Source organism: Bartonella sp. MU70NMGDW, assembly GCF_042194085.1.
Taxonomy (GTDB): domain Bacteria; phylum Pseudomonadota; class Alphaproteobacteria; order Rhizobiales; family Rhizobiaceae; genus Bartonella; species Bartonella grahamii.
On the sequence record NZ_JBHIMK010000003.1, the window covers coordinates 30487 to 54879 of the forward strand.

19 protein-coding genes, 1 other RNA gene and 1 pseudogene are annotated in these 24393 nt (G+C 39.8%); 10 read left to right on the forward strand and 11 right to left on the reverse strand.

Going from position 1 to position 24393, the window contains the following annotated elements; genetic code table 11:
• Nucleotides 1-106 precede the first annotated feature (106 nt).
• The 8 genes from ACFIKE_RS00640 (at nucleotide 107) to ligA (ending at nucleotide 11151) form a co-directional block, all read left to right on the forward strand.
• Nucleotides 107-1027 (forward strand): D-alanine--D-alanine ligase, encoded by a 921-nt coding sequence (locus ACFIKE_RS00640; protein WP_375648152.1) that lies wholly within the window; start codon nucleotides 107-109, stop codon nucleotides 1025-1027.
• Nucleotides 1015-1926, forward strand: a complete 912-nt coding sequence (locus tag ACFIKE_RS00645; RefSeq protein WP_375648153.1) for a cell division protein FtsQ/DivIB — start codon at nucleotides 1015-1017, stop codon at nucleotides 1924-1926. The genes ACFIKE_RS00640 and ACFIKE_RS00645 overlap by 13 nt, the downstream gene beginning before the upstream one ends.
• Nucleotides 1923-3224, forward strand: coding sequence for a cell division protein FtsA (gene ftsA, locus ACFIKE_RS00650; RefSeq protein ID WP_375648154.1), 1302 nt, complete (start codon nucleotides 1923-1925; stop codon nucleotides 3222-3224). Before ACFIKE_RS00645 ends, ftsA begins: the two co-directional genes overlap by 4 nt.
• 63 nt (nucleotides 3225-3287) lie before the next feature.
• Nucleotides 3288-5060 carry a cell division protein FtsZ gene (gene ftsZ, locus ACFIKE_RS00655; protein ID WP_375627080.1) on the forward strand — a complete coding sequence of 591 codons (1773 nt, stop codon included), beginning with the start codon at nucleotides 3288-3290 and terminating at the stop codon, nucleotides 5058-5060.
• Between the two features lie 213 nt (nucleotides 5061-5273).
• The gene (gene lpxC / locus ACFIKE_RS00660; RefSeq protein ID WP_375648155.1) at nucleotides 5274-6158 is read left to right on the forward strand and encodes a UDP-3-O-acyl-N-acetylglucosamine deacetylase; all 885 of its coding nucleotides are present in this window, start codon (nucleotides 5274-5276) and stop codon (nucleotides 6156-6158) included.
• 158 nt (nucleotides 6159-6316) lie between these two features.
• Nucleotides 6317-7210, forward strand: a complete 894-nt coding sequence (locus tag ACFIKE_RS00665) for an outer membrane protein assembly factor BamD (protein WP_375619631.1) — start codon at nucleotides 6317-6319, stop codon at nucleotides 7208-7210.
• 6 nt (nucleotides 7211-7216) lie between these two features.
• Entirely contained in the window at nucleotides 7217-8878 is a 1662-nt protein-coding gene (recN, locus tag ACFIKE_RS00670; RefSeq protein WP_375648156.1) for a DNA repair protein RecN, read from the forward strand.
• Between the two features lie 113 nt (nucleotides 8879-8991).
• Nucleotides 8992-11151 carry an NAD-dependent DNA ligase LigA gene (gene ligA, locus ACFIKE_RS00675; RefSeq protein ID WP_375648157.1) on the forward strand — a complete coding sequence of 720 codons (2160 nt, stop codon included), beginning with the start codon at nucleotides 8992-8994 and terminating at the stop codon, nucleotides 11149-11151.
• Nucleotides 11152-11755: 604 nt separating this feature from the next.
• On the opposite strand, the gene ACFIKE_RS00680 is transcribed toward ligA, so the two are convergent.
• From ACFIKE_RS00680 to ACFIKE_RS00690, 3 genes are read right to left on the reverse strand one after another with little or no spacing between them, the layout of a single operon-like run.
• Nucleotides 11756-13582, reverse strand: a complete 1827-nt coding sequence (locus ACFIKE_RS00680; protein WP_375648158.1) for an aminopeptidase P family protein — start codon at nucleotides 13580-13582, stop codon at nucleotides 11756-11758.
• Nucleotides 13583-13604: 22 nt separating this feature from the next.
• The gene (locus tag ACFIKE_RS00685; protein ID WP_375648159.1) at nucleotides 13605-14474 is read right to left on the reverse strand and encodes a 50S ribosomal protein L11 methyltransferase; all 870 of its coding nucleotides are present in this window, start codon (nucleotides 14472-14474) and stop codon (nucleotides 13605-13607) included.
• Between the two features lie 27 nt (nucleotides 14475-14501).
• Nucleotides 14502-15083, reverse strand: coding sequence for an SCO family protein (locus ACFIKE_RS00690; protein ID WP_375648160.1), 582 nt, complete (start codon nucleotides 15081-15083; stop codon nucleotides 14502-14504).
• 136 nt (nucleotides 15084-15219) lie between these two features.
• Between ACFIKE_RS00690 and ACFIKE_RS00695 the strand changes: the two genes are divergently transcribed.
• On the forward strand, nucleotides 15220-15810 hold the full coding sequence (locus ACFIKE_RS00695; RefSeq protein ID WP_375648161.1) for a DapH/DapD/GlmU-related protein: 591 nt from the start codon (nucleotides 15220-15222) through the stop codon (nucleotides 15808-15810).
• A 94-nt stretch (nucleotides 15811-15904) separates the two neighbouring features.
• On the opposite strand, the gene ACFIKE_RS00700 is transcribed toward ACFIKE_RS00695, so the two are convergent.
• The 5 genes from ACFIKE_RS00700 to ssrA form a co-directional block, all read right to left on the reverse strand.
• A complete protein-coding gene (locus ACFIKE_RS00700; protein ID WP_375648162.1) occupies nucleotides 15905-18244 on the reverse strand; it encodes an ATP-dependent helicase in 2340 nt (779 codons plus the stop codon).
• Between the two features lie 120 nt (nucleotides 18245-18364).
• Complete coding sequence (locus tag ACFIKE_RS00705; protein WP_273788067.1) at nucleotides 18365-18616, reverse strand: ribbon-helix-helix domain-containing protein; 252 nt, start codon at nucleotides 18614-18616, stop codon at nucleotides 18365-18367.
• Nucleotides 18617-18626: 10 nt separating this feature from the next.
• Nucleotides 18627-18809, reverse strand: coding sequence for a DUF4169 family protein (locus ACFIKE_RS00710; protein ID WP_375648163.1), 183 nt, complete (start codon nucleotides 18807-18809; stop codon nucleotides 18627-18629).
• An 8-nt stretch (nucleotides 18810-18817) separates the two neighbouring features.
• A complete protein-coding gene (locus ACFIKE_RS00715) occupies nucleotides 18818-19363 on the reverse strand; it encodes an SspB family protein (protein WP_375648164.1) in 546 nt (181 codons plus the stop codon).
• Nucleotides 19364-19544: 181 nt separating this feature from the next.
• Nucleotides 19545-19901, reverse strand: a transfer-messenger RNA (tmRNA) gene (ssrA, locus tag ACFIKE_RS00720).
• Between the two features lie 97 nt (nucleotides 19902-19998).
• Here ssrA and ACFIKE_RS00725 point away from each other — a divergent pair.
• A complete protein-coding gene (locus ACFIKE_RS00725) occupies nucleotides 19999-20304 on the forward strand; it encodes a DUF2853 family protein (protein WP_375627097.1) in 306 nt (101 codons plus the stop codon).
• A gap of 67 nt (nucleotides 20305-20371) precedes the next feature.
• Here the strand turns inward: ACFIKE_RS00725 and ACFIKE_RS00730 are convergent, their stop codons facing one another.
• From ACFIKE_RS00730 to ACFIKE_RS00740, 3 genes and pseudogenes are all read right to left on the reverse strand, one after another.
• Nucleotides 20372-21679 (reverse strand): MFS transporter, encoded by a 1308-nt coding sequence (locus tag ACFIKE_RS00730; protein WP_273790760.1) that lies wholly within the window; start codon nucleotides 21677-21679, stop codon nucleotides 20372-20374.
• Nucleotides 21680-22328: 649 nt separating this feature from the next.
• Nucleotides 22329-23639, reverse strand: coding sequence for an MFS family transporter (locus ACFIKE_RS00735; RefSeq protein ID WP_375626092.1), 1311 nt, complete (start codon nucleotides 23637-23639; stop codon nucleotides 22329-22331).
• A gap of 607 nt (nucleotides 23640-24246) precedes the next feature.
• A pseudogene (locus ACFIKE_RS00740) lies at nucleotides 24247-24393 on the reverse strand (alpha-ketoglutarate permease); the annotation flags it as partial.

Here is a 24393-nt window from a genome sequence, read left to right on the forward strand (position 1 = left end):
AAATGCTAGGTTATTGATTCGCAAGGATAAACCTTGTTTTTTCTGTATGTGGTGCTGATGTATTTTATATAGACTACATATAGTATGCGAAAGAGGGTGATTTATTATGAGAGATAAACATATAGCTGTGTTAATGGGAGGTTTTTCTTCTGAACGGTCTGTAAGTTTATCTTCAGGGGCGGCTTGTGCTGATGTTCTAGAGCTGCAGGGGTATCGCGTGAGCCGCGTGGATGTTGACGCTCATATTGCTTCTGTTCTTGAAAAGTTGCAGCCCGATATTGTCTTCAATGCATTGCATGGTCCATTTGGTGAAGATGGTCGGATTCAGGGGATTCTTGAATATTTAAAAATTCCTTATACCCATTCTGGTGTGATGGCATCCGCTTTGGCAATGGATAAGGGACGTGCAAAAATTATCGTTGAAAATGTTGGGGTTTGTGTTGCTCCTTCTCGTATCATGAGCCGCTTTGCTTTGGGACAAACACACCCCATGGAGCCTCCTTATGTAATTAAACCTGTGTGTGAAGGATCAAGTTTTGGTGTTGTCATTGTTCAGGGGGATGAAGCTGCGCCGCCGCATAATATTGGGGGAGCTGAGTGGGGATATGCCGATGAGGTGATGATTGAAAAATATATTCCTGGTCGTGAATTGACTTGTGCTGTTTTGGGGAATGAAGTGCTGGATGTGTGTGAAATTCTTCCCGATAAACACTTTCCATTCTACGATTATGACTCGAAATATAAAATGGGTGGTTCTCTTCATATTTGTCCTGCACAACTTTCACTAAATATTTACCAAAGTGTGCAAAGAATGTCTTTAGCAGCCCATCAGGCGATAGGGTGTCGAGGTGTTAGCCGTTCTGATTTTCGTTTTGATGAGAAAACGGGAGAATTGGTTTGGCTTGAAATTAATACGCAACCCGGTATGACATCGACGTCTCTTCTTCCTGATATTGCAAAAGCGAGCGGCCGTACTTACGGCGATATTGTTCAATGGATGGTGGAGGACGCATCATGTATGCGTTGAATGTTAATAAAACAAATGTTCCGATGGAGGTGCTTTCAGTGCCGGCTTTGCCACGTCTTTATCGTCGTTTTCTTCGGTTTATGTCTGAGTTTGTTTTTGTCAATATTCATATTCCACGCCATTTCGGCTCTTTTGCTGTTGTATGGTTTTTCTTGGTTACGGCTTTTTATGGACTTTCATCGAGTGGTCAGATGGCTGTGATCGTAAATACGATCATATTGGATAGTAGTTTTGTGGTCACTCATGTCGATATAAGCGGTAATAAGCGCTTAACAAAGCAGGATATTTTTAAAATTTTAAAACTTGATGTTGCGCCTTCTATATTCACTTTTGATGTTGAAAGAGCACGTTCTCTTTTGGAAAAACAGGCTTGGGTGCAATCGGCTAATGTTCAGAAAATTTATCCCAATAGAATGCGCATTTCCATCGTGGAGCGTGAACCCTATGCCATTTGGCAACATGATAGCATAATGGATATTGTTGATAATACGGGGCGCGTCATTGTACCCTTTAAAGGAGAAATTTCTCGGGATTTGCCTCTTGTGGTGGGGCAGGGTGCGCAAAATGCTGCTAAAGGATTTATTCAAGCGCTGTCAGTTTATCCAGAAGTATATGATCGTATTCGTGCTTTTGTGCGGGTAGGTAATCGACGTTGGGATCTTGTTTTGGATAATGGAATGCGCGTTATGTTGCCTGAAAATGGTGCACTTGAAAGGCTTTCCTCTCTTATTTCGTCCGGTACAATGCAGGATCTTTTATCGCGCGATATTCTCAGTGTTGATTTACGTCTTGCTGATCGAATTACTGTTTCTTTGTCAGATGAAACGTTGGAGCGTTATAACGCTACTGTAGCAGAAGAAGAACGTATTTTAAAGGCACGAAAGGCAGGAAACCCATGATGTTGCTTAGATCACATCATCTGGGAGGGCGTAAAACACGTTTTTTAACGGTGCTTGATGTCGGTTCAAGTAAGATTGTTTGTCTTATTGCTTGTTTGCGTCCTTTGAAGCATGCGCACTATTTACATGGTCGTACACATTCTACGGAAATTCTAGGCTTTGGAGTGCAGCGTTCACGCGGTATTAAATCTGGTGTTGTCATGGATATGTTTGCAGCAGAACAATCAATAAGATTGGCTGTTGATGCGGCAGAAAAAATGGCTGGCTTGGTGGTGGATTCAGTGATTGTGAATTTTTCCTCAAGTCGATTACAAAGTGCTTTGATTAATGGAAAGGTCCATTTGAATGGTCGTGAAGTCACCAAGCGTGATATGCGTATGGCCTTTTCAGATGTTTCGCGTAAGGCTTTTGATGCTGAACGTCATGTTATGCACTCAGTTCCAGTTTCTTATGTATTGGATGGAGATAAAGGAATTTCTGATCCTATTGGTATGGCGGGGGAAACATTTGGTGTCGACGTGCATGTGGTAACAGCAGAAACAGCTTCTTTGCGTAATTTAGAAACTTGTATTAATCGTGCACATTTGAGTGTTGAAGCAATGGTTGCTACTCCCTTTGCAAGTGGTCTTGCTGTCTTGATGAATGATGAGGCGCATTTAGGGGCTGCATGTATTGATTTTGGTGGTGGAACAACAACATTTTCAGTGTTTTTTGAGGGAAAATTTATTCATGCGGATGCTCTTGCTGTTGGGGGGCATCATGTCACTCTTGATGTTGCGCGCGGATTTTCTATGTCTTTAACAGAGGCGGAACGTTTAAAAGTTGTTTATGGTTCAGCACTTCTAACAAGCGCTGATGAGCGGCAAATGATTAATGTAGCAGAAATTGGGAATGAACAGCGTGAAACTCAATATCCTCGCGCGGTTCTTGGGCGTATCATTCGTGCGCGTGTTGAAGAAATTTTAGAAATGGTCCGTGATTGTTTAAATCGTTCTGGTTTTGGTCACATCATTGGTAAACGTGTTATTTTGACTGGGGGAGCAAGCCAGTTAACAGGATTGCCAGAAATGGCACGTACTATATTAGGAAGAAATGTTCGTATCGGGCGGCCTTTAGGTATTTCGAGGCTTCCTTCTCTTGCAAAAGGGGCGGCGTTTACATCTGCTGTTGGGTTGTTAATTTATCCGCAATTGGTGGGTTTTGAAGAAAAAACAATGCAGGCGGCAGGAAATCATTTATCGATGGGCACGCGTGGGTATTTTCAGCGTGTTGGTCAGTGGTTGCGTGAGAGTTTTTAGTTAAGTCTAGTTGGATAAATTTCATCGCTTTGGCTTGCGGTGTCTTATGAGAAGGAAAAGAAAATGACGATTAATCTGCATCGGCCAGATATCGCGGAATTGAAGCCACGCATTACCGTTTTTGGTGTTGGAGGTGGTGGCGGGAATGCCGTGAATAATATGATAAATGCTGGTCTTCAGGGAGTTGATTTTGTTGTTGCAAATACGGATGCACAGGCTTTGGCTATGTCAAAGGCTGAACGTGTTATCCAACTTGGAGCAGCTGTGACAGAGGGTTTGGGTGCTGGTGCTTTACCGGAAGTTGGACAAGCGGCGGCAGAGGAATGTATTGATGAAATTATTGATCATCTTGCAGACTCTCATATGGTTTTCATTACTGCTGGTATGGGGGGAGGAACTGGAACAGGGGCTGCTCCTGTTGTTGCTCGCGCAGCACGTGAAAAAGGTATTTTGACTGTTGGTGTTGTGACAAAGCCGTTTCAGTTTGAAGGCGCACGTCGTATGAAAACGGCAGAGGCTGGTATTGAAGAATTACAAAAGTCTGTCGATACATTGATTGTTATTCCCAATCAAAATCTTTTCCGTATTGCAAATGATAAGACAACGTTTGCTGATGCTTTTGCTATGGCTGACCAAGTGCTTTATTCTGGTGTTGCTTCCATTACGGATTTGATGATTAAAGAGGGTTTGATTAACCTTGATTTCGCTGATGTTCGCTCTGTTATGCACGAAATGGGTCGAGCTATGATGGGAACGGGTGAGGCATCTGGTGAAGGACGTGCTTTGGCTGCAGCTGAAGCTGCTATTGCAAACCCATTGTTGGATGATACCTCTATGCGTGGGGCGCGTGGTTTACTGATTTCTATTACGGGTGGTCGTGATATGACTCTTTTTGAGGTTGATGAAGCTGCTAATCGTATTCGTGAAGAAGTGGATGCTGATGCGAATGTGATTTTTGGTGCTATTGATGATGAGTCATTGGAAGGTGTTATTCGTGTTTCTGTGGTTGCCACCGGTATTGATCGTGAAGTTAGTGATGTGGTTCAGTCGTCTCATCCTCAGCTTCAAAGGCCTGCTTCTTCAATGCGCAAGAGCGATCCTGGAACGTCACACAGTTCTTTTCATGTTCAGTCATCGCCTCTGCGTTCTGAGTCAATGGTAGAAGTGATCGAATCACTTGAAATAGAGAAGGGTAAACCAACCGGAGAACAGTTCCGTCCAAAAAGTCAAATTTTTGCACATCCTGCAGAAGCAATGACGACACGAAGTGCGACGAATGCTGTTGCGTATGGTTCAAATGCTGTTCAGGAACAGAGATCAAATGTGCCTCGTATGCAAGTAGGTCGTGGTTCTCAACCGGCTATGACAGCTCCCGTGAGTATGGAGGCAACAGCGCATGTTCTTGATGAGATGACAGGGGTTGTGAAGCAAAAAGAAAAGCTAGTGCAACCAAAACAAATGCAACAAATGCAAGCACGCGCTCCAATGCGTATGCCTGAGTTAAAGGATTTTCCTCCTGTTGCTCATGGACAAAGTCAAAGAACATCTGTGACTGATCAAGGTCCTCGTAATCTTTGGCAGCGTTTGAAACAGAGTTTGACGAATCGTGAAGAAGCCGAGCCAGAAGCGAGGCTGGAGCCTGCTGTCAGATCGTCTCAGCAGGAAGAGTCTCGTGTTTACAATAAAAATTCTCAGGCGCTTTCTCAAGATGCTTCTGTTTATGTTCCACGTCGTTCTGGTGAGCTGCACCCTCAGGTACCACAAGATCAGCGTACTTTTATAAGTGAAGAAGATCAGTTGGAAATACCAGCATTTTTACGTCGTCAGGCAAATTAATTGATGAAAAATGAGGCAAAGTCAGAAAAATTATTACCTCTTTGATGATCAGTCAAAAATTATACAGTAAAATATATTGCTGTTTTTTGGATAAAATACTTTGTTTTTAAAAAACCGCTTATTATAAGCGGTTTTTTTTATTATTTACTATGAATATTTTTTATAGTTTTATAAATTTTGTTAAAAGATGTAAAAGTAATTTAATAAAACAATATGATGAATTTGGTGCCAAAATATCAGTCGACTCTTAAAAAAGCAGTAACATTTAAGGGGATTGGCGTTCACAGTGGTTGTTTGTCAGTGGTAAAGGTTTGTCCAGCGGATGTTGGGTGTGGTATTATTTTTAAGCGTTGTGGATTAGACGGAACAGAGAAAATATTTCAAGCCCATGCATCGCAAACAGGAGAAACTGAATTATCAACGGTACTTGGAGATGGAGATATAAGGGTTGAAACAATTGAACATTTGATGGCAGCAATTACTGCTTATAATTTGGATAATCTTATTATTGAAGTGTCACATAATGAGATTCCTATTTTGGATGGTTCAGCGTGGCTATATTGCCAAGCTTTTGAAGATGTCGGCATTGTACAGCAAAATGCGTTACGTTCTTATTTCATTATAAAAAAACCGTTGCGGGTTGAAGGAGCTCATGGTGTTGCAGAGCTTTTGCCATTCGATGGACGTCGTTTTGATATAACGATCTCTTTTCCTTCTTCTGCTATTGGTAAGCAACATTTCAGTTTTGACCTTACCACACGAGGGTTTAGAGATGATTTGTCACGTGCGCGCACTTTTGGTTTTATCAAAGACGTGGAAAAATTAAGGCTTTCTGGAAAGGCGAGAGGCGCTTCTTTGGAAAATTCTCTTGTTATTGACCTTAATGATAAAATTTTAAATCCGGATGGTCCTTATTGGGAGAATGAATGTGTTCGGCACAAGATGCTTGATGCGATTGGTGATACTGCTTTGCTTGGGGCGCCTTTTATTGGATTATTTCGTTCTTATTGTAGTGGACATAGAATTAATGCGCAATTGGTGAAGGCTGTTTTGGCAGACGAATCCCATTACGAAAAAAGCTTTTTAGAGAAAGAGTAAAAAAATTGACAAGATTTTTTTATCGTTTATTTGATTTTTAAGGGGATGATTGACCTAAACTGCTAAATTGGTTATGTGGATTTTAAAGTGATATGGTATAAGACCTTTTATAACTTGTTTTTGCTACAAGGTGATATTCTGTGGAGGCCGGGAAAACTATGAAAAAATCTCATGTGTGCATTGGAAATATGACATATAGAAAATCTAACATTGTACGCAAGATATTGGGGGTGGTGCTTTTGGGAAGCACCTGTATGTTGGCGGGATGCCTCTTTAAAGAGAAAAATACTCTTGATCCATCTGCTTATGTTTTGAAAATAGAGCCACCAGATGTTTTATATAATCAGGCTCTTGCTAGCCTTGAGAGTGGGAAGCTCGGGGATGCATCGAAGAAGTTTTTGAAGATTGAAAAGCAGTATGCTTATACAGACTGGGGGCGTAAATCTTTGGTCATGGGGGCTTTTACTAATTATCGACTCGGAAAGTATGATGATTCAATTAGTATGGCTCAACGCTATATTACTCTTTATCCAGGGTCGACTGACTCGGCTTATGCGTACTATATTATTGGTCTTTCTTCTTTCCGTCGGATTCCTGATGTTACGCGTGATCAACGTGATACGAAACGCGCTATTGCTGCTATGCAGCTCCTTATAGAGCGTTATCCTAATTCTGAATATGTCAAGGATGCTAAGGATAAAATACGTTTTGGGCGCGAGCAGCTGGCTGGCAAAGAAATGCAGATTGGTCGTTATTATGAAGAGGGGCGGCGCTACCTTGCGGCAAGTAGACGGTTTCGTACCGTGGTTGAAGAGTATTCCGATACAAATCAAATTGAAGAAGCGCTTTTCCGCTTGACTGAGGTTAATCTTGCTCTCGGCTTAACGGCGGAAGCACAGACGGCAGCAGCTATTTTAGGACGTAATTATCCCAAAAGTGAGTGGTATAAATTTTCTTATAATCTCTTGCAGAAGAATAAAATATCGCCACGCGAGCATAAATCTTCTTGGATCTCAAATGCTTTAGGTGGTGATAAGAAGAGGGTACGTTGATTCTCTATGCTGGTACAGCTTTCGATTCATAATATTGTTTTGATCGAAACGCTCGATATTCATTTTACGGCGGGGTTGACTGTTTTAACTGGAGAAACAGGTGCGGGGAAGTCCATTCTCCTTGATGCTTTATCACTTGCTCTAGGGGGGCGGGGTGATGCTTCGCTTGTGCGTCATGGTGCTGAGCGCGGGCAGGTCACAGCTGTTTTTGATGTGTCTGTTTCACATCCTGCACGTCAACTTATTCGTGAGAATGGTCTTGATGATGAGGGTGATATTATTTTACGACGTGTGCAATCAAGTGATGGACGCAGCCGTGTTTTTATTAATGATCAGGTGTCTAGTGTTGCATTGATGCGGAGTGTTGGCCGTTTGCTGGTTGAAATTCATGGACAACATGATGATCGTGCGCTTGTTGATGTTGCTACACATCGCCAATTATTAGATGCCTTTGGTGGTCTTGAGGATGAAGTGGAAAATTTGCGTCAGTGTTATTACACATGGCGTGAATTTGAGGAGCGTTTGCAACGGCAGCGTCTTAAAGTAGAGAGCGCTGTACGTGAGGTTGATTATCTTCGTGCGTGTATAGAAGAGCTTGAAAAGCTTGATTTTAAAGTTGGTGAAGAGGAGGTTCTTTCTCTTCGTCGTGCTGATATGCTTAAATTAGAAAAAATAGCGACGGATATTAAAGAAGCGGATGATCTTTTAACGGGTCAAAAATCACCAATCCCAGTGCTTTCTAATTTGGTGAGGCGTTTGGAGCGGAAAATTCCTGAAGCACAAGAGCTTATTGCACCAGTGGTGAAATCTATTGATGAGGCATTGCATGCACTTGCAACAGCACAAGAAGGTATTGAGACGGCAATACGAGCATTAGATTTTGAACCTGATGAATTAGAACGGATAGAAGAGCGTCTTTTTTCTCTTCGGGGTTTTGCTCGTAAATATCAAGTTTCTGCGGATGAATTGGTTCAGTTACGCGATAAGATGGATGCTGAATTAGCTGATTTTGAAGAGGCTCAGATTATATTGACACGTTTTGAAAATGAGGCAAAACAAGCACAAAAAAATTATGATATGTTAGCACAAGCGTTGTCAGTAAAACGTCAAGAGGTTGCAAAGCGCTTGTCTGAAAGCGTGATGACTGAGTTACCGGCATTGAAATTAGAGAGGGCTGAGTTTATTGTTGAAATGCAAAGTGATATCGAAAAGCGGAGTGCAGAGGGATGTGATCGCATTGAATATTGGGTGCGAACAAATCCTGGAACACGTGCTGGACCGATGCTTAGTGTGGCTTCTGGCGGTGAATTGTCTCGTTTTTTGTTGGCATTAAAAGTTGTTTTATCTGATCGAGGATCAGCACCGACGCTGATCTTTGATGAAATTGATACAGGCGTTGGGGGTGCTGTTGCAGCTGCTATTGGGCAACGGTTGCAACGCTTATCAGAACATGTCCAGGTTTTCGCTATTACGCATGCTCCACAGGTTGCATCGAAAGCGCATGGTCATTTTCTTATTTCAAAAATTGAGAGTCATGATAAAGGACGCTTTGTTACTGCTATTCATAAAATGGAAGAGCATGAACGTGCAGAAGAAATTGCTCGTATGTTGGCAGGAGAACAGATTACTGAAGAAGCGCGTGCAGCGGCTCAAAAGCTTCTAGCATGAAGGTAATTAGTCAGCGATAAAAATACTGGAAAGCTTGTATTTACTGAGATTCACTTTATGAGGAGGCGCGGAGATCATCCTTGTGGCGGTGCTCGTAATTTGGAATAGATTTTATGAACAAAGATGCAGATAAAAATCTCACAGCTGTTGAAGCAGAAAGTGAATTAGAGTGGTTGGCAAAAGAGATTGCACGTCATGATGTGCTTTATAATCGTGATGATCAGCCTGAAATTTCTGATGCAGAATATGATGCTTTGCGCCGCCGTAATGCAGAAATTGAAGCTCTTTTTCCAGAGCTTATTCGTGTTGATTCTCCTTCACATAAAATTGGGGCACCAATTTCTGAAAAGTTTGAAAAATCTGTTCATGCACAGCCAATGCTTTCACTGGATAATGCGTTTAGCTTTGAAGATGTTACTGAATTTGTTGAGCGTATTCGTCGTTTTTTACGGCTTCCAGAAACACAGGTGTTGGAAGTAACAGCGGAGCCAAAAATTGATGGTTTATCTTTGTCTTTACGCTATGAAAAGGGGCGGCTTGTGGGGGCGGCAACGCGTGGGGATGGAACTGTCGGTGAAAATGTGACGGCAAATGCCCGAACCATTGCTGATATTCCACAAGTTTTGCAAGGTGATTTTCCTAATATAATTGAGGTGCGTGGTGAAGTTTATATGGGGCGGGAAGATTTCCAAGCATTAAATATCAGCCAACAAGAGAAGGGCAAGTTAACCTTTGCCAATCCTCGAAATGCGGCAGCTGGTTCACTCCGTCAGCTTGATTCACGGATAACCGCTAGCAGAAAGCTTCAGTTTTTTGCTTATGCTTGTGGTGAGGTGAGTGAAATATTGGCAGAAAGTCAAATGGAGATGATGAAAAAGCTAAAAGAATATGGCTTTGTTATCAATCCATTAACAAAAGCCTTTAAAACGTTAGAAGAAATTATTTCTTATTATCACGATATCGAAGAATGCCGTCATTCTTTAAGCTATGATATTGATGGTATTGTTTATAAGGTTAATGATTTGATGCTCCAAAAGCGCTTGGGGTTTGTTTCTCGTTCGCCGCGTTGGGCAATCGCGCATAAATTTCCAGCAGAAAAAGCGATAGCGCTTTTGAAAGATATTGACATTCAAGTTGGTCGCACGGGAGCTTTGACACCTGTTGCACGTCTTACGCCTATTACTGTTGGTGGAGTGGTGGTGACCAATGCTAGTTTGCATAATGAGGATTATATTAAGGGAATTGGTCATAAAGGAGAGCCTATTCGTGAAGGACGTGACATCCGTGTAGGCGATAGCGTGATTGTACAACGTGCTGGTGATGTGATTCCTCAAGTTATTGATGTTATCATTGAAAAACGCCCGAAAGATGCTGCTGTCTTTATTTTTCCTCATTTGTGTCCAGCTTGTGGGAGTCATGCTGTTCGTGAAGTGGGAGAAGCTGTGCGTCGCTGTACAGGGGGGCTTATTTGTCCTGCACAGGCGATTGAGCGTATTCGTCATTTTGTTGCGCGCAATGCTTTTGATATTGAGGGCTTGGGTAAAAAACAGGTAGAGTTTTTTTTCTATGCTCAAGATGAAGCGCTTTGTATTCATACACCAGCTGATATTTTTACTTTAGAACGTCGCCAAGAAAAATCTTTGATACGTTTAGAAAATATAGAAGGTTTTGGGACTGTTTCAGTTCGCAAATTGTATGATGCCATTAATGCACGCCGAGAAATTCCTTTAAGTCGTTTTTTGTTTGCATTGGGAATTCGCCATGTTGGAGAGGTTAATGCACGGCGTCTTGCGCGTACTTATAAAAATTATACAGCTTTTGAAACTGCGGCTATGGGAGCACTTATGCCATGTGATGAGATTAATACAGAAGGAAATGAGGCTTGGATAGAGCTTACCAATATCGAAGGAATTGGACCACAGGTAGGGAGCGCAATTGTTGATTTTTATCAAGAAGCGCATAATCGTGAGGTTTTGTCTGTTTTACTTGAAGAAGTAACCCCTCTTGATGAGGAGCCTATCATGACAGCTTCTTCCCCAATAGCAGAGAAGACAATTGTTTTTACAGGAACTTTGGCGCATATGTCACGCGATGAAGCAAAAGCATTGGCAGAGCGATTAGGGGCCAAAACATCTGGTTCACTTTCTAAAAAAACAGATCTTCTTGTTGCAGGACCTGGAGCGGGCTCCAAATTGGCTAAAGCTGAAGAATTAGGTGTTGAGGTTATTGATGAAGAGATTTGGCTACAGTTGATTGAGGAACATAATGTTTAGAGGGCGTTTTCTAGAAGATGCGTATGCTGTTTGTATGGTTAGCTCTCTTACATTTTTGGGGGCTGGAATCAAAAAGGGGATAATAGGGGTTGTTTTTTTGCAAAAATAGAGCGCCATATATTTTGATATTTATTAAGTGATTAAAAAAACGTTGAATTTAAATATTAAACTTAAACTCTTATGATTAAGAATATACAAGGTTATTATTAGTAAAAGATATACGTTATCACTGTGAAGCAAGGTAAAAATTGTAACTAAATATGCAGAACTTTTGAATTTAAACGGCGTAATAAGCTGGTTATAATAGGCATTTTAGAAATGAGACGCGGAGGATTACAAAATATAATGAAAATTTCTATATAGCAGAATAAGGCTATAACTCATGTGAAGATGGTGGAGGATAGTTGATAAGCATTATCTGTTACAAGTGTATTCCGTTCTGTTTCAGTTTGGGAAGAGCTTTTATCCTATCGGCAAAAAAACTTGAAGTATTTTATAGAAGCATTTTTTGTAATTGCTGATGGTAAATACGCACTTCTCTCTTTAAAAGAGAAGGGTGTGGTGTTTTTATAAGAAGCGTTAGAAGATATTTGTGTTGCCTCATTTAAAGGGGTAGTGTTGCCTCTTTTGCCCATTTTTTATCTTCTTCATTTAAGTAAGGTGCATTCATCTGATAAACGCGCGCATGGTAATCATTGAGCCATTGCCGTTCTTCTTGTGTCAAAAGCTCTGGGAGAATGAGTTTTCGATCAATAGGGCAAAGTGTAAGCGTCTCAAACGAAAGCATTTCTATATCCCCGCCATCAATTTTTTGTGCTGGATTTACAATTATCAAATTTTCAAGACGAATACCAAAAGCACCTTCGCGATAATATCCTGGTTCGTTTGAAAGAATCATACCGGAGATGAGTTCTTGGCATCCTTTGCGGGAAATATTTTGTGGTCCTTCATGAACAGAAAGATAAGACCCAACACCATGACCGGTGCCATGAGCATAATCAAAACCAGCCTTCCACAATGCAATGCGCGCTAGAATATCAATGTCTTGTCCGCGGGTTCCTTTTGGAAAGTAAGCCGTTGAAAGAGCAATCATACCTTTGAGGACAAGCGTGAAACAGCGCTTTTCTTCTTCTCCAATATTCCCAATTGCTACTGTACGTGTGATATCTGTCGTTCCATCACGATATTGTCCGCCTGAATCAACAAGATAAAGTTCACCCGCATTGAGTTGTTTATTTGTTTGTGTCGTTACACGATAATGAATAATGGCGCCATTTTCTCCTGTTGCTGAAATTGTATCAAAAGAAAGGTCTTTAAGTTCTTCTCCCATTTCTTTTGCTGTATTTATGCGAAATTCTTCTAATTTTTGCGCAGCAGAAATTTCACTTATTGACCCTGGTGTTTGTTTATCTAACCAGGAAAAAAAACGGGTTAGGGCAACACCATCGCGTAGATGCGCTTTGCGTGCGCCATTGAGTTCTGTGTCATTTTTAATGGCACGTGGTAGAGCGGTAGGATCGGTAAGTGTGATGAAAGAGCTATTTTTTTCTTCAATAACAGTTCGTAATTTTTCGCATGTTAGCTGTGGATCTAAGGCAAACACTGTCCCTTTTTGAACATACTCTTTGACCTTTGGAATAAGCTGTTCTGGTTCATATAATTTTGCATAACGTTCCAGATATTGTTTCTGTTCTACACCAAGTTTTTTGCTGCTAATGAATAAGGCTGGTGTTTCGTTAAGTGGAATGAGAGCAAAACACAAGATAAAAGGTGTATTGGAAACATCACTGCCCCGTATATTGAATATCCATGCAATAGAGGAGGGATCTGTAAAAATAAAGGCATTTGCATGAGTTTTCTGTATATCTTTGTAAATCAAAGCGAGTTTTTCATCCGTATCGCACCCAGCATATTTGAGAGGGTGAATTGATAAGGCAGATTGTGGAAATGGTGGCTGATCATGCCAGAGCAGGTCAATGGGATTATGTTGAACTGCTACAAGTTTTCCACCGGCTTCTATCTCTAAAGATTTTTTCAACGTTGCTGTAGCGGCAATCGTGTGGAGCCATGGATCAAAACCAATAGAAAGTTTTTGACCATTTTTTTCAAGCCATTGTGAGGGAGGGCAAGTTATGAGATCTTCATAATCAAAAATATCAGGATCAGTTTGTTGGCGAACTTGGAGCTTATATCGCCCGTCTGTAAATATGATGGCTTTGTTTTTTAAAATCACTGCAATCCCAGCTGATCCAGTAAAGCCGGTGAGCCAGCTAAGGCGTTGAGCATGGGGAGGGACATACTCTCCCTGATGTTCATCGCACCGCGGAACAAGAAAACCATCGAGACCAAGGCGGTCTAGTTCTTTACGAAGAGAGGCAATGCGTTCTAGAGCATGGGCTGGATTTGTTGTCGCCTCAAAAGATTGATACATAACGACGTCCTTTTCTTTTACTTTATTTCAGATGTATCGTAACCCATCCTTGACGGTGGTATGTTTCAATGTGTTTCAGCCCTTGTTTTACATAAGCCTTTAAAACATCTGCATGTTGTTCTTCAAGAATTCCAGAGAGTATCAGTGATCCACCTTTTTGGAGTGCCTTTACCATTTCTTGTGCAAGTGCGATAAGAGGATTGGCAAGGATATTGGCAACAATAAGATCAAAGGGCGCCCGTGAAGCAATTTCATCATGGGTAAAATCTGTTGCTGTGACAGCTGTGATATATTTTTTTACGCCATTGAGCTGGATATTGTGTTGTGCAACTTGAACAGCAATTGGGTCAATATCGGATGCAAGAACAGTAATTGGTTTGAGCATTGCTATGCCAATGGCTAGTACACCGCTCCCAGTACCGAGATCAAGTGCATTTTGGGGATTTTCGTGTTTCATCACTTTGGCAATCATTTCTAAACAACCAGCTGTTGTTCCATGATGTCCTGTACCGAAGGCTTGATTTGCTTCAATTTCAATAGGCAAAACATTGGATGGAATGTCGCCTCTATTATGGCTTCCATGAAGAAAAAAAGGTCCAGCATGCACAGGTTTTAGTCCTTCAAGGCTTTTTTGTACCCAATCAATGTTGGGTAAAACTTCCATATTAATTTTATCAGGATCTATAGAAAAGATTTGGGCAAAACGTTTCGAAATATGCTCGTAGTTTTCTTGGTCTACATAGAGTGAAAGTTCATATACAGCATTTTGTTCATCTATCTCTGTAAGAGCAAGAGGATAACTTTCTTCGTCAAAGGCTGTGTCTATAAGGGTATAGAACCGTTCTGCTTCATTTTTAGAAGCAGTATAATAGAGGCGAATTTGTTGCGACATACTGTTCTTTCTTTTGATCGGCTTTTTTTAGTTTAAGATGAGTTTTTTTAACCGTTCAATGGCGATTTCATCTTTTAATTCGCTATCGCTTTCTTTCGTGTCATAACGGATAACGCCAGCTAATTTCCCACCTTTTTTGAGTAAAAAAATTGCTGCTGTATGGTTATATGTATAGTTTTCATCTGTTCCTGGGACTTTTTCAGCAACGATGTTAAAGGAATTGACCATTTTATGAACTTTATCAGGATCTCCACTGATACCAATGATTTTATTGTTAAAATTACTGAGATATTCATGGAGTACTTCTGGTGTATCACGTTCAGGGTCAACAGTAACAAACCATATGCCTAATTTATTGGCATTGGGTCCAAGGGCTGTAAGCCATCGATCAAGATTCATCAATGTCGTAGGGCAGATTTCAGGACACATAGTGAAGCCGAAAAAAACTATTGAAGGCTTGCTTCGAATATCAGCCTCAGTGATATTTTTTCCATTAGAATCAGTGAGTGTAAAATTATCACCTAAAGGCTTATTTGTCAGTGTATCATAAATAAAAATACCTGCAAGAAATATGATTGTCAGCCCCAAGATGCGTATTACATTTTTCATAGTTTGACTCTCTTAGATAGATCACGAAATTGTAACATCGGCAGGTTTGTTTTGCAATCTCTGTTTCATGGTTGATTTTATTGGCTTGATTGGTATGTCTTTCCATATCTATTGATGAAACATTGGTGAGGGATGCATGAATATTGAGAACGATCTTCGATTTCATGAAAGTGAGCCTCGTATTCATACGACAGCGCGGCTGCATGGTTGTAAATTAGGGCGCTATGTGGAAGTTAATGAGCGGGTGATTTTACGGGATGTAACCGTTGGAGATTTTTCTTATTTAGAGCGTAATAGTGAGGCTATTTATAGCGATATTGGGCGGTTTTGTTCTATTGCATCTCATGTACGGATGAATGCGTTGGAGCATCCTATGGAACGCGTTTCAACGCATAAAATAACCTATCGTCCTAATGAATATTTTCGTTATATGGCACTTGATCGTTCTTTTCGCGAAAGGCGTTGTGCAAAACGTGTTATTATCGGGCATGATGTGTGGATTGGACATGGCGCGGTTATTATGCCTGGGGTGAAAGTTGGACATGGAGCAATTATTGGTGCTAACGCTGTTATAACGAAAGATGTTATGCCTTATGCGGTTGTCGCTGGTGTTCCTGCTAAACGCTTGCGGATGCGTTTTCCCGATCATGTGATTGAGTGCCTTTTAGAGATGGCTTGGTGGGATTGGTCGCTTGATAAAATTTACGACGCATTGCCTGATATGTAAAATTTACCCATTGAAGTCTTTGTTCGCAAATGGAAATGATAATCAGAATAAAACAAAATGGTCTCTTGAAAAAACTGATGTAGTTTGCTTTTAGTCAAGCTTTGTTTACAAAATTATCCAGTACACGCTTTTCTCCGGCTTTTTCAAACATTATTGTCAATTTATGATCGTCTATTGCTGTAATATGACCATAACCAAATTTTATGTGAAAAATCCGATCATTGATAGAAAAATCTGATGATTCATGAGAGATTGATTGAGTGATAATTTTCCCTTCAACCGTTTTGTTTTTTTGTGCACGCTTTTGTCTTGCTGTTGCATAGTCAGTATAACAGAAATCGTGATGTTGAAAGGAAGATTTTCCATAACCACCATAGGATGTTTCCATTTCTACAACTTCTATATGTTTTGCTGGTAATTCATCTAGAAAACGGGAGGGGAGAGCAGGTTGCCAAAGTCCATGAATTCTACGATTAGATACAAACCATATATGCAGGTGTTTTTTTGCTCTTGTAAGTCCAACATAAGCAAGACGCCGTTCTTCTTCTAATCCTGAACGTCCACCTTCATCTAATGAGCGCTGATGGGGAAAAAGTCCTTCTTCCCAGCCAGGAAGAAAAACTGTTTCAAATTCAAGCCCTTTGGCTGAATGAAGTGTCATGATGTTGACCGCATCGGTATTTTCATTGTTTTCAGCATCCATAACCAGTGCAACATGTTCCAAAAAACTTTGAAGATTTTCAAATTGTTCCATGGAACGGATCATTTCTTTAAGATTTTCTAGACGTGTAGGAGCCTCTGGTGAGCGATCTTCTAACCACATGGTTGTATAACCAGAATCATCAAGGATAATCTCGGCAAGTTCTTTATGAGGAGTGTCTTGAAGCATATTTTGCCAGCGGCGGAAGTTTTCAATAAGGCTTCGTAACGCACTGCGTGCCTTAGGCTTTAACTCATCTGTTTCAATGATGTCAGCGGCCGCGGAAAAGAGAGGAACAGCACGTGCTCGCGCACTCTCATAAAGAATGCGCAGGGTTGCATCGCCTATGCCGCGTTTCGGTGTATTAATAACACGCTCAAAAGCTAAATCATCAGCAGGTTGGACAACAACGCGTAAATAAGCCATAGCATCACGTATTTCCATTCGTTCATAAAAACGAGGACCACCAATGACGCGGTAGTTAAGACCAAGCGTTACAAAGCGATCTTCAAATTCACGCATTTGGAATGATGCACGCACCAATATAGCCATATGATTTAATGCATGACCTGTTTGTTGTGCTTGTTCAATTTCTTCTCCGATGGCTCGGGCCTCTTCTTGCGAATCCCATGCTGAATGAACTTTTACTTTTTCTTCCTCATTCTTTATTTGTGCAGAAAAAAGGACTTTGCCCAGTCTTTCTTCATTATGAGCAATGAGATAGGAGGCGGTTTTAAGAATATGGGATGTTGAGCGATAATTGCGTTCTAGACGAATAATTTTGGCAGAAGGAAAATCTTTTTCAAAACGTAATATATTCTCTACTTTTGCACCACGCCATCCATAAATGGATTGATCATCATCGCCAACACAACAAAGATTAACATGTTGACCTTGGGGATGTTGTGCCAAAAGGCGAAGCCAAAGATATTGTGCTGTATTTGTATCTTGATATTCATCGACAAGAATATAGCGAAATTGAGAATGATATTCGCGAAGAATATCTGGATTATGTTGGAAGATAGAGATAGAATGAAGCAGAAGATCGCCAAAATCACAAGCATTAAGATCTTTTAATCGATTTTGATAACTGTGATAAAGTTCGCGTCCCATGCCGTTGCCAAAGGAATGAGCATCACTTTTTGAGATATGTTCTGGTGAAAGTCCTTGATTTTTCCAAGAATCAATCATCGTGGCAAGGTTTCGTGCGGGCCAACGCTTATCGTCTAGTCCCTCAGCTTGAATAAGCTGTTTTAAAAGTCGAAGAACATCATCGCTATCAAGAATTGTAAAGTTTCTTTTTAAACCAACAAGCTCTGCGTGACGGCGTAAAATTTTAGCGCCAGTGGAGTGAAAAGTTCCAAGCCAAGGCATACCTTCAACAATTTCTCCAATAAGTTCACCAATACGTATTTTCATTTCACGTGCTGCTTTGTTGGTGAAAGTGACAGCAAGTATTTGCTGAGGAGAGGCAAGTCCAGAGCGTAAAATGTGAGAAATACGGGTTGTTAAAACGCGCGTTTTTCCTGTACCAGCACCTGCAAGAACTAAAAGAGGCCCCTCAGTATTCATAACAGCTTGTTGCTGTTCTGGATTGAGTTGTTCTAAATAGTCTGTGTTATACGATTTTTGTTCTTTTAGAGTATGGGAGAAAAAACCAGAGCTCTTCTTATCATGGTCTGGAGGGGAATCTTCTTCAAAGAAAGGCATGTTGTGATCAGAAAAATTACTCATTGTATCTCTTTTGTAGTCTTTTTTTCATTGAAGTTCTAGATTAAAAAAACTTCTCTTAAAAAAGTCACAACAGCTCCAGTTGAATAAACAAAAAGAGAACGTAAAAAATAAGCATAAACATTAAAGGCGTTGGGTGAGAACGCTTTGAAGGGCATAAACGCGTAAGGAAGCCGAAAGATTGACTTGTTGTGGTCTTTTGCTATCAATATCAGTGATAATAAAGGCTAAAGATTGTCCTTTTTTGCGGGCTATATCTTTTAGAATATCTAAAAATGGTGGTTCTAAAGAGACGCTTGTTGCGTGTCCATCAACGCGAACAGATATCTTTCGTGGAATGACTTTTGACCAATCGATAGAATTATTTTCGTGCATTTTTCCACCTTTATTCGTCGTTTCGTAAACGATTTTGATCAAGAAATTTTTGCGTTTTTAAAGATTTTTGTTGCTCAAAAAATTTTTCAGTTTTTGTTCGTCCAAAACGATAACGATTTTGCTCAGCACGAAGAGATTTTTCTGTACGTTTTTTTTGTTTTCGAAATTGGCGAAGATTAATCAATTTAGTCATGAAAAAATTTACTTTTTCCGAAAAGAGTCTAAAGAGACAACATCAGCACTTTGTTTTGTATCGTTATTTGAAGATTCTTTATTTGTACTGAAATTTTGTTCTTTTGTAAGCGTATTTTCTTTTTTTTGTGTGTTTGATAAGGTAATGGGCGTAGTTGAGGTATTTTCTGAATTTTCACTTTCTCCAGAGGCAGGATTTGAGGGCAGATCAAATGCTGCTTCAAATGCTGCTATAGGATCATAAAAGACCTGAATGGAAGTAAAAGGAATCACGAGCTTTTCGTTTATTTCCCTGAAGGAGAGGGTTACTTCGAAAGCTGTTTCTGAAACACTGAGATCTCTAAACTGATGTTGTAAAACGATTGTCATTTGCTCGGGATAGCGATTTTTTAGCCGAGGAGAAATTTTAACGCCTGGGGCATTCGTCAAAAAAGTTATAAAAAAATGATGATTTCCCGGAAGACCTGCTTTGCTAACTTCCGATAAAACTTTACGGATAACTCCACGAAGCGCATCCTGAACGAGAATATCGTAACGGATTTGATCTTTAACCATCGAAGTTTATTCCTTTTATTTCACGTAGCAGAACGGGGCGTATTGATATTGTGTGATAGAATACGTTTTAAAATTAGCAATATTTTGTCTACGATGCACCTCAATAAATCGAATAAATACGAAACTCTATGGTAAATAATGTCTGATAATGTCTGAAAGATCAATCAATAACATTTAAAAAAGTGAAGGCTTCTGTTGCCAGGTGCCTCCGAACCCCGCTTAAACCTGCGATGGTTTAAGACTTAAATTGAAACATTCGCACTGCATTAAGCAGCGAGACGTGCTTCCGCATAGTTGTCATTTGCAACTACTCATTTAGTCCGATAACGGTGGTACTATGCCGAGTAAAAGAGCAATCTTTACGCCCTTGTCGATCCTATTTCGCCCCCACCAAAATATAATTTTGGCCTCTTATATTTTGGTGGAGGCGCCGGGTACCGCCCCCGGGTCCAATGAGTTTATTTCATTGTCCATTTATTACCATAGCTGGTAAACCAGCTCTTTAAATATAGATGAAGAACAGTCTTAGGAAAAGGGGGGGTTGTTAATATTTTTAATGCTCTAATTATTTATGGAGCTATATGACGCGGCTGTAAAGTATAGTCCGCTGATTTTTGGAGAGGAGATGATGCAAAATGACAAATAATCTAGCAGATATTAAACTATATGATTCAAATCCCGATGAAGCAGCAATAGAACGACTTAGCCGTCGTTTAGCTTTAGTGATGAAAAAACAAGATGCATCACTTGTTGCTACATCGGATCCAAAAGAGTTAGAGCAGGTTGAAAAATGGGTTCAAGATGTTTTAGAAGCTGATGAGAAGAGTGCTAAAATGGCTGTCTCAAAAGTGGCTGAAATGATGTCTGGAGAGCGTAGAAAAAGTCGTATGACTTTTTATTATCTAGTTGCTAAGCACCTTAATGCACTTCATAAAATTTAAACAATATTAAATTTGTGATAATGATAAAAAAGCCCAATTTCTTGGGCTTTTTCGTTGATAAAAAGGTTTAATGTTTTTCATCCTCTTGGAGGTATCCCCCTTTACGCATACTCGGGACAAAGAGAAGAGCAATGAATGCCATGATCATCACAACGGTTATATAAAAATAAAAGAGTGATTCATGACCATACTTTTTTAATCCAAGCGCAACGTATTCAGCAGAACCACCAAATAAGGCGTTGCCAATGGCATGAGAGATGCTAACGCCTAATGCGCGTATTGAAGAGGGAAACATTGCTGATTTTACGACACCAGAGATGGATGTATACATGCTCATAATGAAGAGCAAGCCAATAATGACGGAAAAGGCAACCCATATACTATGCGTATTACCGATTATCCAGAGTCCAGGAAATGTAAAGATGACAGAGAGTATACTCCAAATGATAAGTAAAGTTTTTGTTCCAATTTTATCGGCTATGATACCAGCTATGGGTTGGAATAGGATAAAAATAAATAGTACAGCTGTCATAATCGTTGTTGCGGTATGTTTATCAAAGCCGGTGGTTGTGATCAGATATTTTTGCATATAAGTTGTAAAGGTGTAAAATGTGAGTGATCCTCCTGATGCAAAGCATGCAATTACGACAACGGCTTTTGTATGCTTGGTGAGAAGTTCCTTAAGACTGCCAGAGTGTTTGTGAGAGCGGCTTTCTTTCGTGGTTGTTTCGTGGAGAGAACGACGCAGATAAATCGCAATCACTGCCCCGAAACCACCAATCACAAAAGGAATGCGCCATCCCCATGCTTTTAACTGATCTTCAGAGAGATAAGATGCTAGAATAAATATAATGAAGCTAGCAAGAAGTTGACCTGTAATAAGGGTGGCAGATTGGAAAGAAGCAAAAAGCCCACGATGTTTTTTGAGGGCAACTTCGCTCATATAAGTGGCTGCTGTACCATATTCACCACCCGCTGAAAGTCCTTGCATCATCCGAGCTAAAAGTAAAAGGATTGCTGATGTTATTCCTAAGGTTTCATAGGTGGGAAGTATGGCGATGAAAAAAGAGCCACCACACATCATAAAAATGGATATAAGCATCGAGCGTTTACGTCCATAACGATCGGCGACAAATCCTAAAAACCAAGCTCCAATAGGGCGCATAAGAAAGCCAATAAAAAAAACACCCGCGGTTTTTAACAGTGGCGTAATCGTATCACCATCGGAGGGAAAGAATTGTGATGCAAAATAAATCGATGCAAATGAGTAAACGTAAAAATCATACCATTCTACGAGATTTCCTGATGCGCTTGCTATAATAGCAAAAACGCGTTTTCTTGCATCCTGTGATGCTGAAGTTGTTTCATTTTTCATGAATTGTTCCCCTTTTGTATTTATAGTTTATATTTTCTAAACCTAATTGTTTATGATTTCCAGAAAAATTCAATTGTATTATAATAATTCTTAGGGAAACTCTTTAAGATGATTTATTAGAGTCAGGTTGTCATTCGTTTTAAGATTTTTACTTGTGTTATAGAATAAAAAGTTATCACGTTGCATTTAAAGGGAGAGAACATTGAAAAGTAGATCAAGATACCTTTAAACTTTATGAGAAGAATGCAATTATTGGCATACGGGAAGATCATAGAAGAGATGGTCTTTATGAGCAGAAAGCCTAAAAACTGAAGACATTGTATAAAGCTTAAATAATGTAAAAGGGCATTTTTGTGTCCTTACTTATCTTGTTGTATCATAACACATCATCATTTAGGAGGGTGAGGTAAGGCTCAGATAAGGTTTTCCGTATAAGGTGTTTTTTAGATATCGTGATAAATATTTAGGATAGGGCTTGCATAGAATCTTATCAAGTAAATTACATAAAGAAGGCAGTAACTATAGACAATTTAAGAGAAACTGTGTTGTTTATAAGACGAATGCGGGGCGGACTTTTCGTTCTTTATTAGGGTGGAGAGGAGATCAAAAAAAGCCCAATTTCTTGGGCTTTTTTATCCAGAAAATAAGTTTAATGAAGTTTATTGTCTTTATCGAGATATCCTCCTTTATCTATATCGGGCATAAGGAGAATAGAGATGAGTGCAATGACCATCATACCAACTATGTAAAAAAAGAAAACAGATTCGTATCCCATATTTTTTAATCCAAGCGCTACATATTCAGCAGAACCGCCAAATAGTGCATTCCCAATGGCAAAAGCAAATCCAACACCAATTGCGCGGATTGAGGCTGGGAACAATTCTGCTTTTATGATACCAGCAATGGACGTATAAAAACTCATAACACAGAGTATTCCAATGATGATTAAGAGTGCTGCCCATGCATTATGGGCATTCCCAATCATTTTAAGTACAGGAATGGTGCAGATAATGGATAAAGTACTCCAACTAATGAGTGAAGCTCTTGCTCCAATTTTATCGGCTATGGAACCAAAAAGGGGTTGGAGTAGCACAAAAATAAAGAGGGCGGCAGTCATTATCGTTGTTGCGGTTTGTTTATCAAAGCCCGTGGTTGTGATCAGATATTTTTGCATATAAGTGGTGTATGTATAAAATGTGAGTGATCCACCAGCTGTAAAGCCAACAACCAAAAAGAAAGCTTTTTTGTGATTGCGAAAAAGTTCTCTAAGACTACCAGCATTTTGTTCAGAGCGGCTTTTGTGGGTTGTTGTTTCATGGAGCAAACTACGCAGATAAATTGCAACAATTGCTCCAAAGCCACCAATGACAAAAGGAATACGCCAGCCCCACGCTTTTAACTGATCTTCCGTAAGGTAAAGGGATAAAATAAATATTATAAAACTTGCGAGAAGTTGACCTGTGATCGTTGTTGCATATTGAAAAGATGCAAAGAGCCCACGACGATTTTTGGGTGCAACTTCGCTCATATAAGTTGCTGCTGTACCATATTCACCGCCAACGGAAAGTCCTTGAAACATGCGGACTAAAAGGAGGAGGAATGCTGCTGTTATTCCCAAGGTTTTATAAGTGGGAAGTATGGCAATGAGAAAAGAGCCACCACACATCATAAAAACAGAAATAAGCATTGAGCGTTTACGTCCATAACGATCCGCAATGAATCCAAAGAGCCATGCTCCAATTGGACGCATAAGAAAGCCAATAAAAAAGATTCCTGCAGTTTTTAAAAGTTGTGTAACGATATCTTCATCTTCAGGAAAAAATTGTGATGCAAAATAAACCGATGCAAAGGAGTAAGCATAAAAGTCGTACCATTCTACCAGATTTCCTGATGCACTGGATATGATAGCAAAAATACGTTTCCTTGTATCATGTGGATCTAAAGTTGTTTGATTATTCATGAAGTATTCCCCTTTTAGATCTATAACTTTTCTTCTCTTTAAAGTTGTTTACAGTTTAAGCCATAAAAATTCAATTGTATTGCGATGTTTCTTAAAAGATGTTTCTTAAAAAAAGAGGGGGTGGAAGCGGCTTATTTTCATGATGTTTCCAGTTTTTATTTTTGTCATAGAACAAAAACAGTGCTCATATTTATAGGAGGATATGTTTAGATTTTTATTGTATCTTTAACGGTGTCATCGATCATTCAGATCAGAAAGGGGTGTTGAGAGAGGATTGATTGGTGATAATAGATGCGCTTTAATGTCCATTATTAGACAAATAAGGAAACGATGTTTTGCTTATTTTTGATAAAGAAAAGAGGATATTAATTAAAGCAGATTTGATGTTTTAAAGCTAAGTGTACTGGATTTATTGGTATCATGAAAAATATAGGGTCATGGCATGAGGTACTTTATTCATCATGGTTTATATCAAAGAAGAGGATATCTCTCCTTTATGACACGAGAGATGTTTATGATATGAAAGGCATGTCTATAAATTGATTTTACAGTATTATCATAATCAAGAAGCCCGAAAAATCGGGATTCTTGATTTAGTTTAGAAAATTTAATGGATACTATCACCTTGAAGATAACCCTCTTTCCGGGCATCTGGCATTAAGAGAACAGAAATGAATGCAATAATCATCATGCCGGTTATATAAAAATAGAAGACAGATTCATATCCAAGATCTTTTAATCCAAGCGCGACATA

Excerpts from the sequence above, each read along its gene's own strand:
- ACFIKE_RS00680 (WP_375648158.1), bottom strand. The coding sequence starts at position 13,582 with ATGTATCAATCTTTTGAGGCGACAACAAATCCAGCCCATGCTCTAGAA.
- ACFIKE_RS00710 (WP_375648163.1), bottom strand. The coding sequence starts at position 18,809 with ATGACTAAATTGATTAATCTTCGCCAATTTCGAAAACAAAAAAAACGT.
- ACFIKE_RS00700 (WP_375648162.1), bottom strand. The coding sequence starts at position 18,244 with ATGAGTAATTTTTCTGATCACAACATGCCTTTCTTTGAAGAAGATTCC.
- ACFIKE_RS00695 (WP_375648161.1), top strand. The coding sequence starts at position 15,220 with ATGAATATTGAGAACGATCTTCGATTTCATGAAAGTGAGCCTCGTATT.
- lpxC (WP_375648155.1), top strand. The coding sequence starts at position 5,274 with ATGATGAATTTGGTGCCAAAATATCAGTCGACTCTTAAAAAAGCAGTA.
- ACFIKE_RS00725 (WP_375627097.1), top strand. The coding sequence starts at position 19,999 with ATGACAAATAATCTAGCAGATATTAAACTATATGATTCAAATCCCGAT.
- ACFIKE_RS00730 (WP_273790760.1), bottom strand. The coding sequence starts at position 21,679 with ATGAAAAATGAAACAACTTCAGCATCACAGGATGCAAGAAAACGCGTT.
- ACFIKE_RS00645 (WP_375648153.1), top strand. The coding sequence starts at position 1,015 with ATGTATGCGTTGAATGTTAATAAAACAAATGTTCCGATGGAGGTGCTT.
- ACFIKE_RS00640 (WP_375648152.1), top strand. The coding sequence starts at position 107 with ATGAGAGATAAACATATAGCTGTGTTAATGGGAGGTTTTTCTTCTGAA.
- recN (WP_375648156.1), top strand. The coding sequence starts at position 7,217 with ATGCTGGTACAGCTTTCGATTCATAATATTGTTTTGATCGAAACGCTC.
- ACFIKE_RS00685 (WP_375648159.1), bottom strand. The coding sequence starts at position 14,474 with ATGTCGCAACAAATTCGCCTCTATTATACTGCTTCTAAAAATGAAGCA.
- ftsZ (WP_375627080.1), top strand. The coding sequence starts at position 3,288 with ATGACGATTAATCTGCATCGGCCAGATATCGCGGAATTGAAGCCACGC.
- ACFIKE_RS00735 (WP_375626092.1), bottom strand. The coding sequence starts at position 23,639 with ATGAATAATCAAACAACTTTAGATCCACATGATACAAGGAAACGTATT.
- ACFIKE_RS00665 (WP_375619631.1), top strand. The coding sequence starts at position 6,317 with ATGAAAAAATCTCATGTGTGCATTGGAAATATGACATATAGAAAATCT.
- ACFIKE_RS00715 (WP_375648164.1), bottom strand. The coding sequence starts at position 19,363 with ATGGTTAAAGATCAAATCCGTTACGATATTCTCGTTCAGGATGCGCTT.
- ACFIKE_RS00690 (WP_375648160.1), bottom strand. The coding sequence starts at position 15,083 with ATGAAAAATGTAATACGCATCTTGGGGCTGACAATCATATTTCTTGCA.
- ACFIKE_RS00705 (WP_273788067.1), bottom strand. The coding sequence starts at position 18,616 with ATGCACGAAAATAATTCTATCGATTGGTCAAAAGTCATTCCACGAAAG.
- ligA (WP_375648157.1), top strand. The coding sequence starts at position 8,992 with ATGAACAAAGATGCAGATAAAAATCTCACAGCTGTTGAAGCAGAAAGT.
- ftsA (WP_375648154.1), top strand. The coding sequence starts at position 1,923 with ATGATGTTGCTTAGATCACATCATCTGGGAGGGCGTAAAACACGTTTT.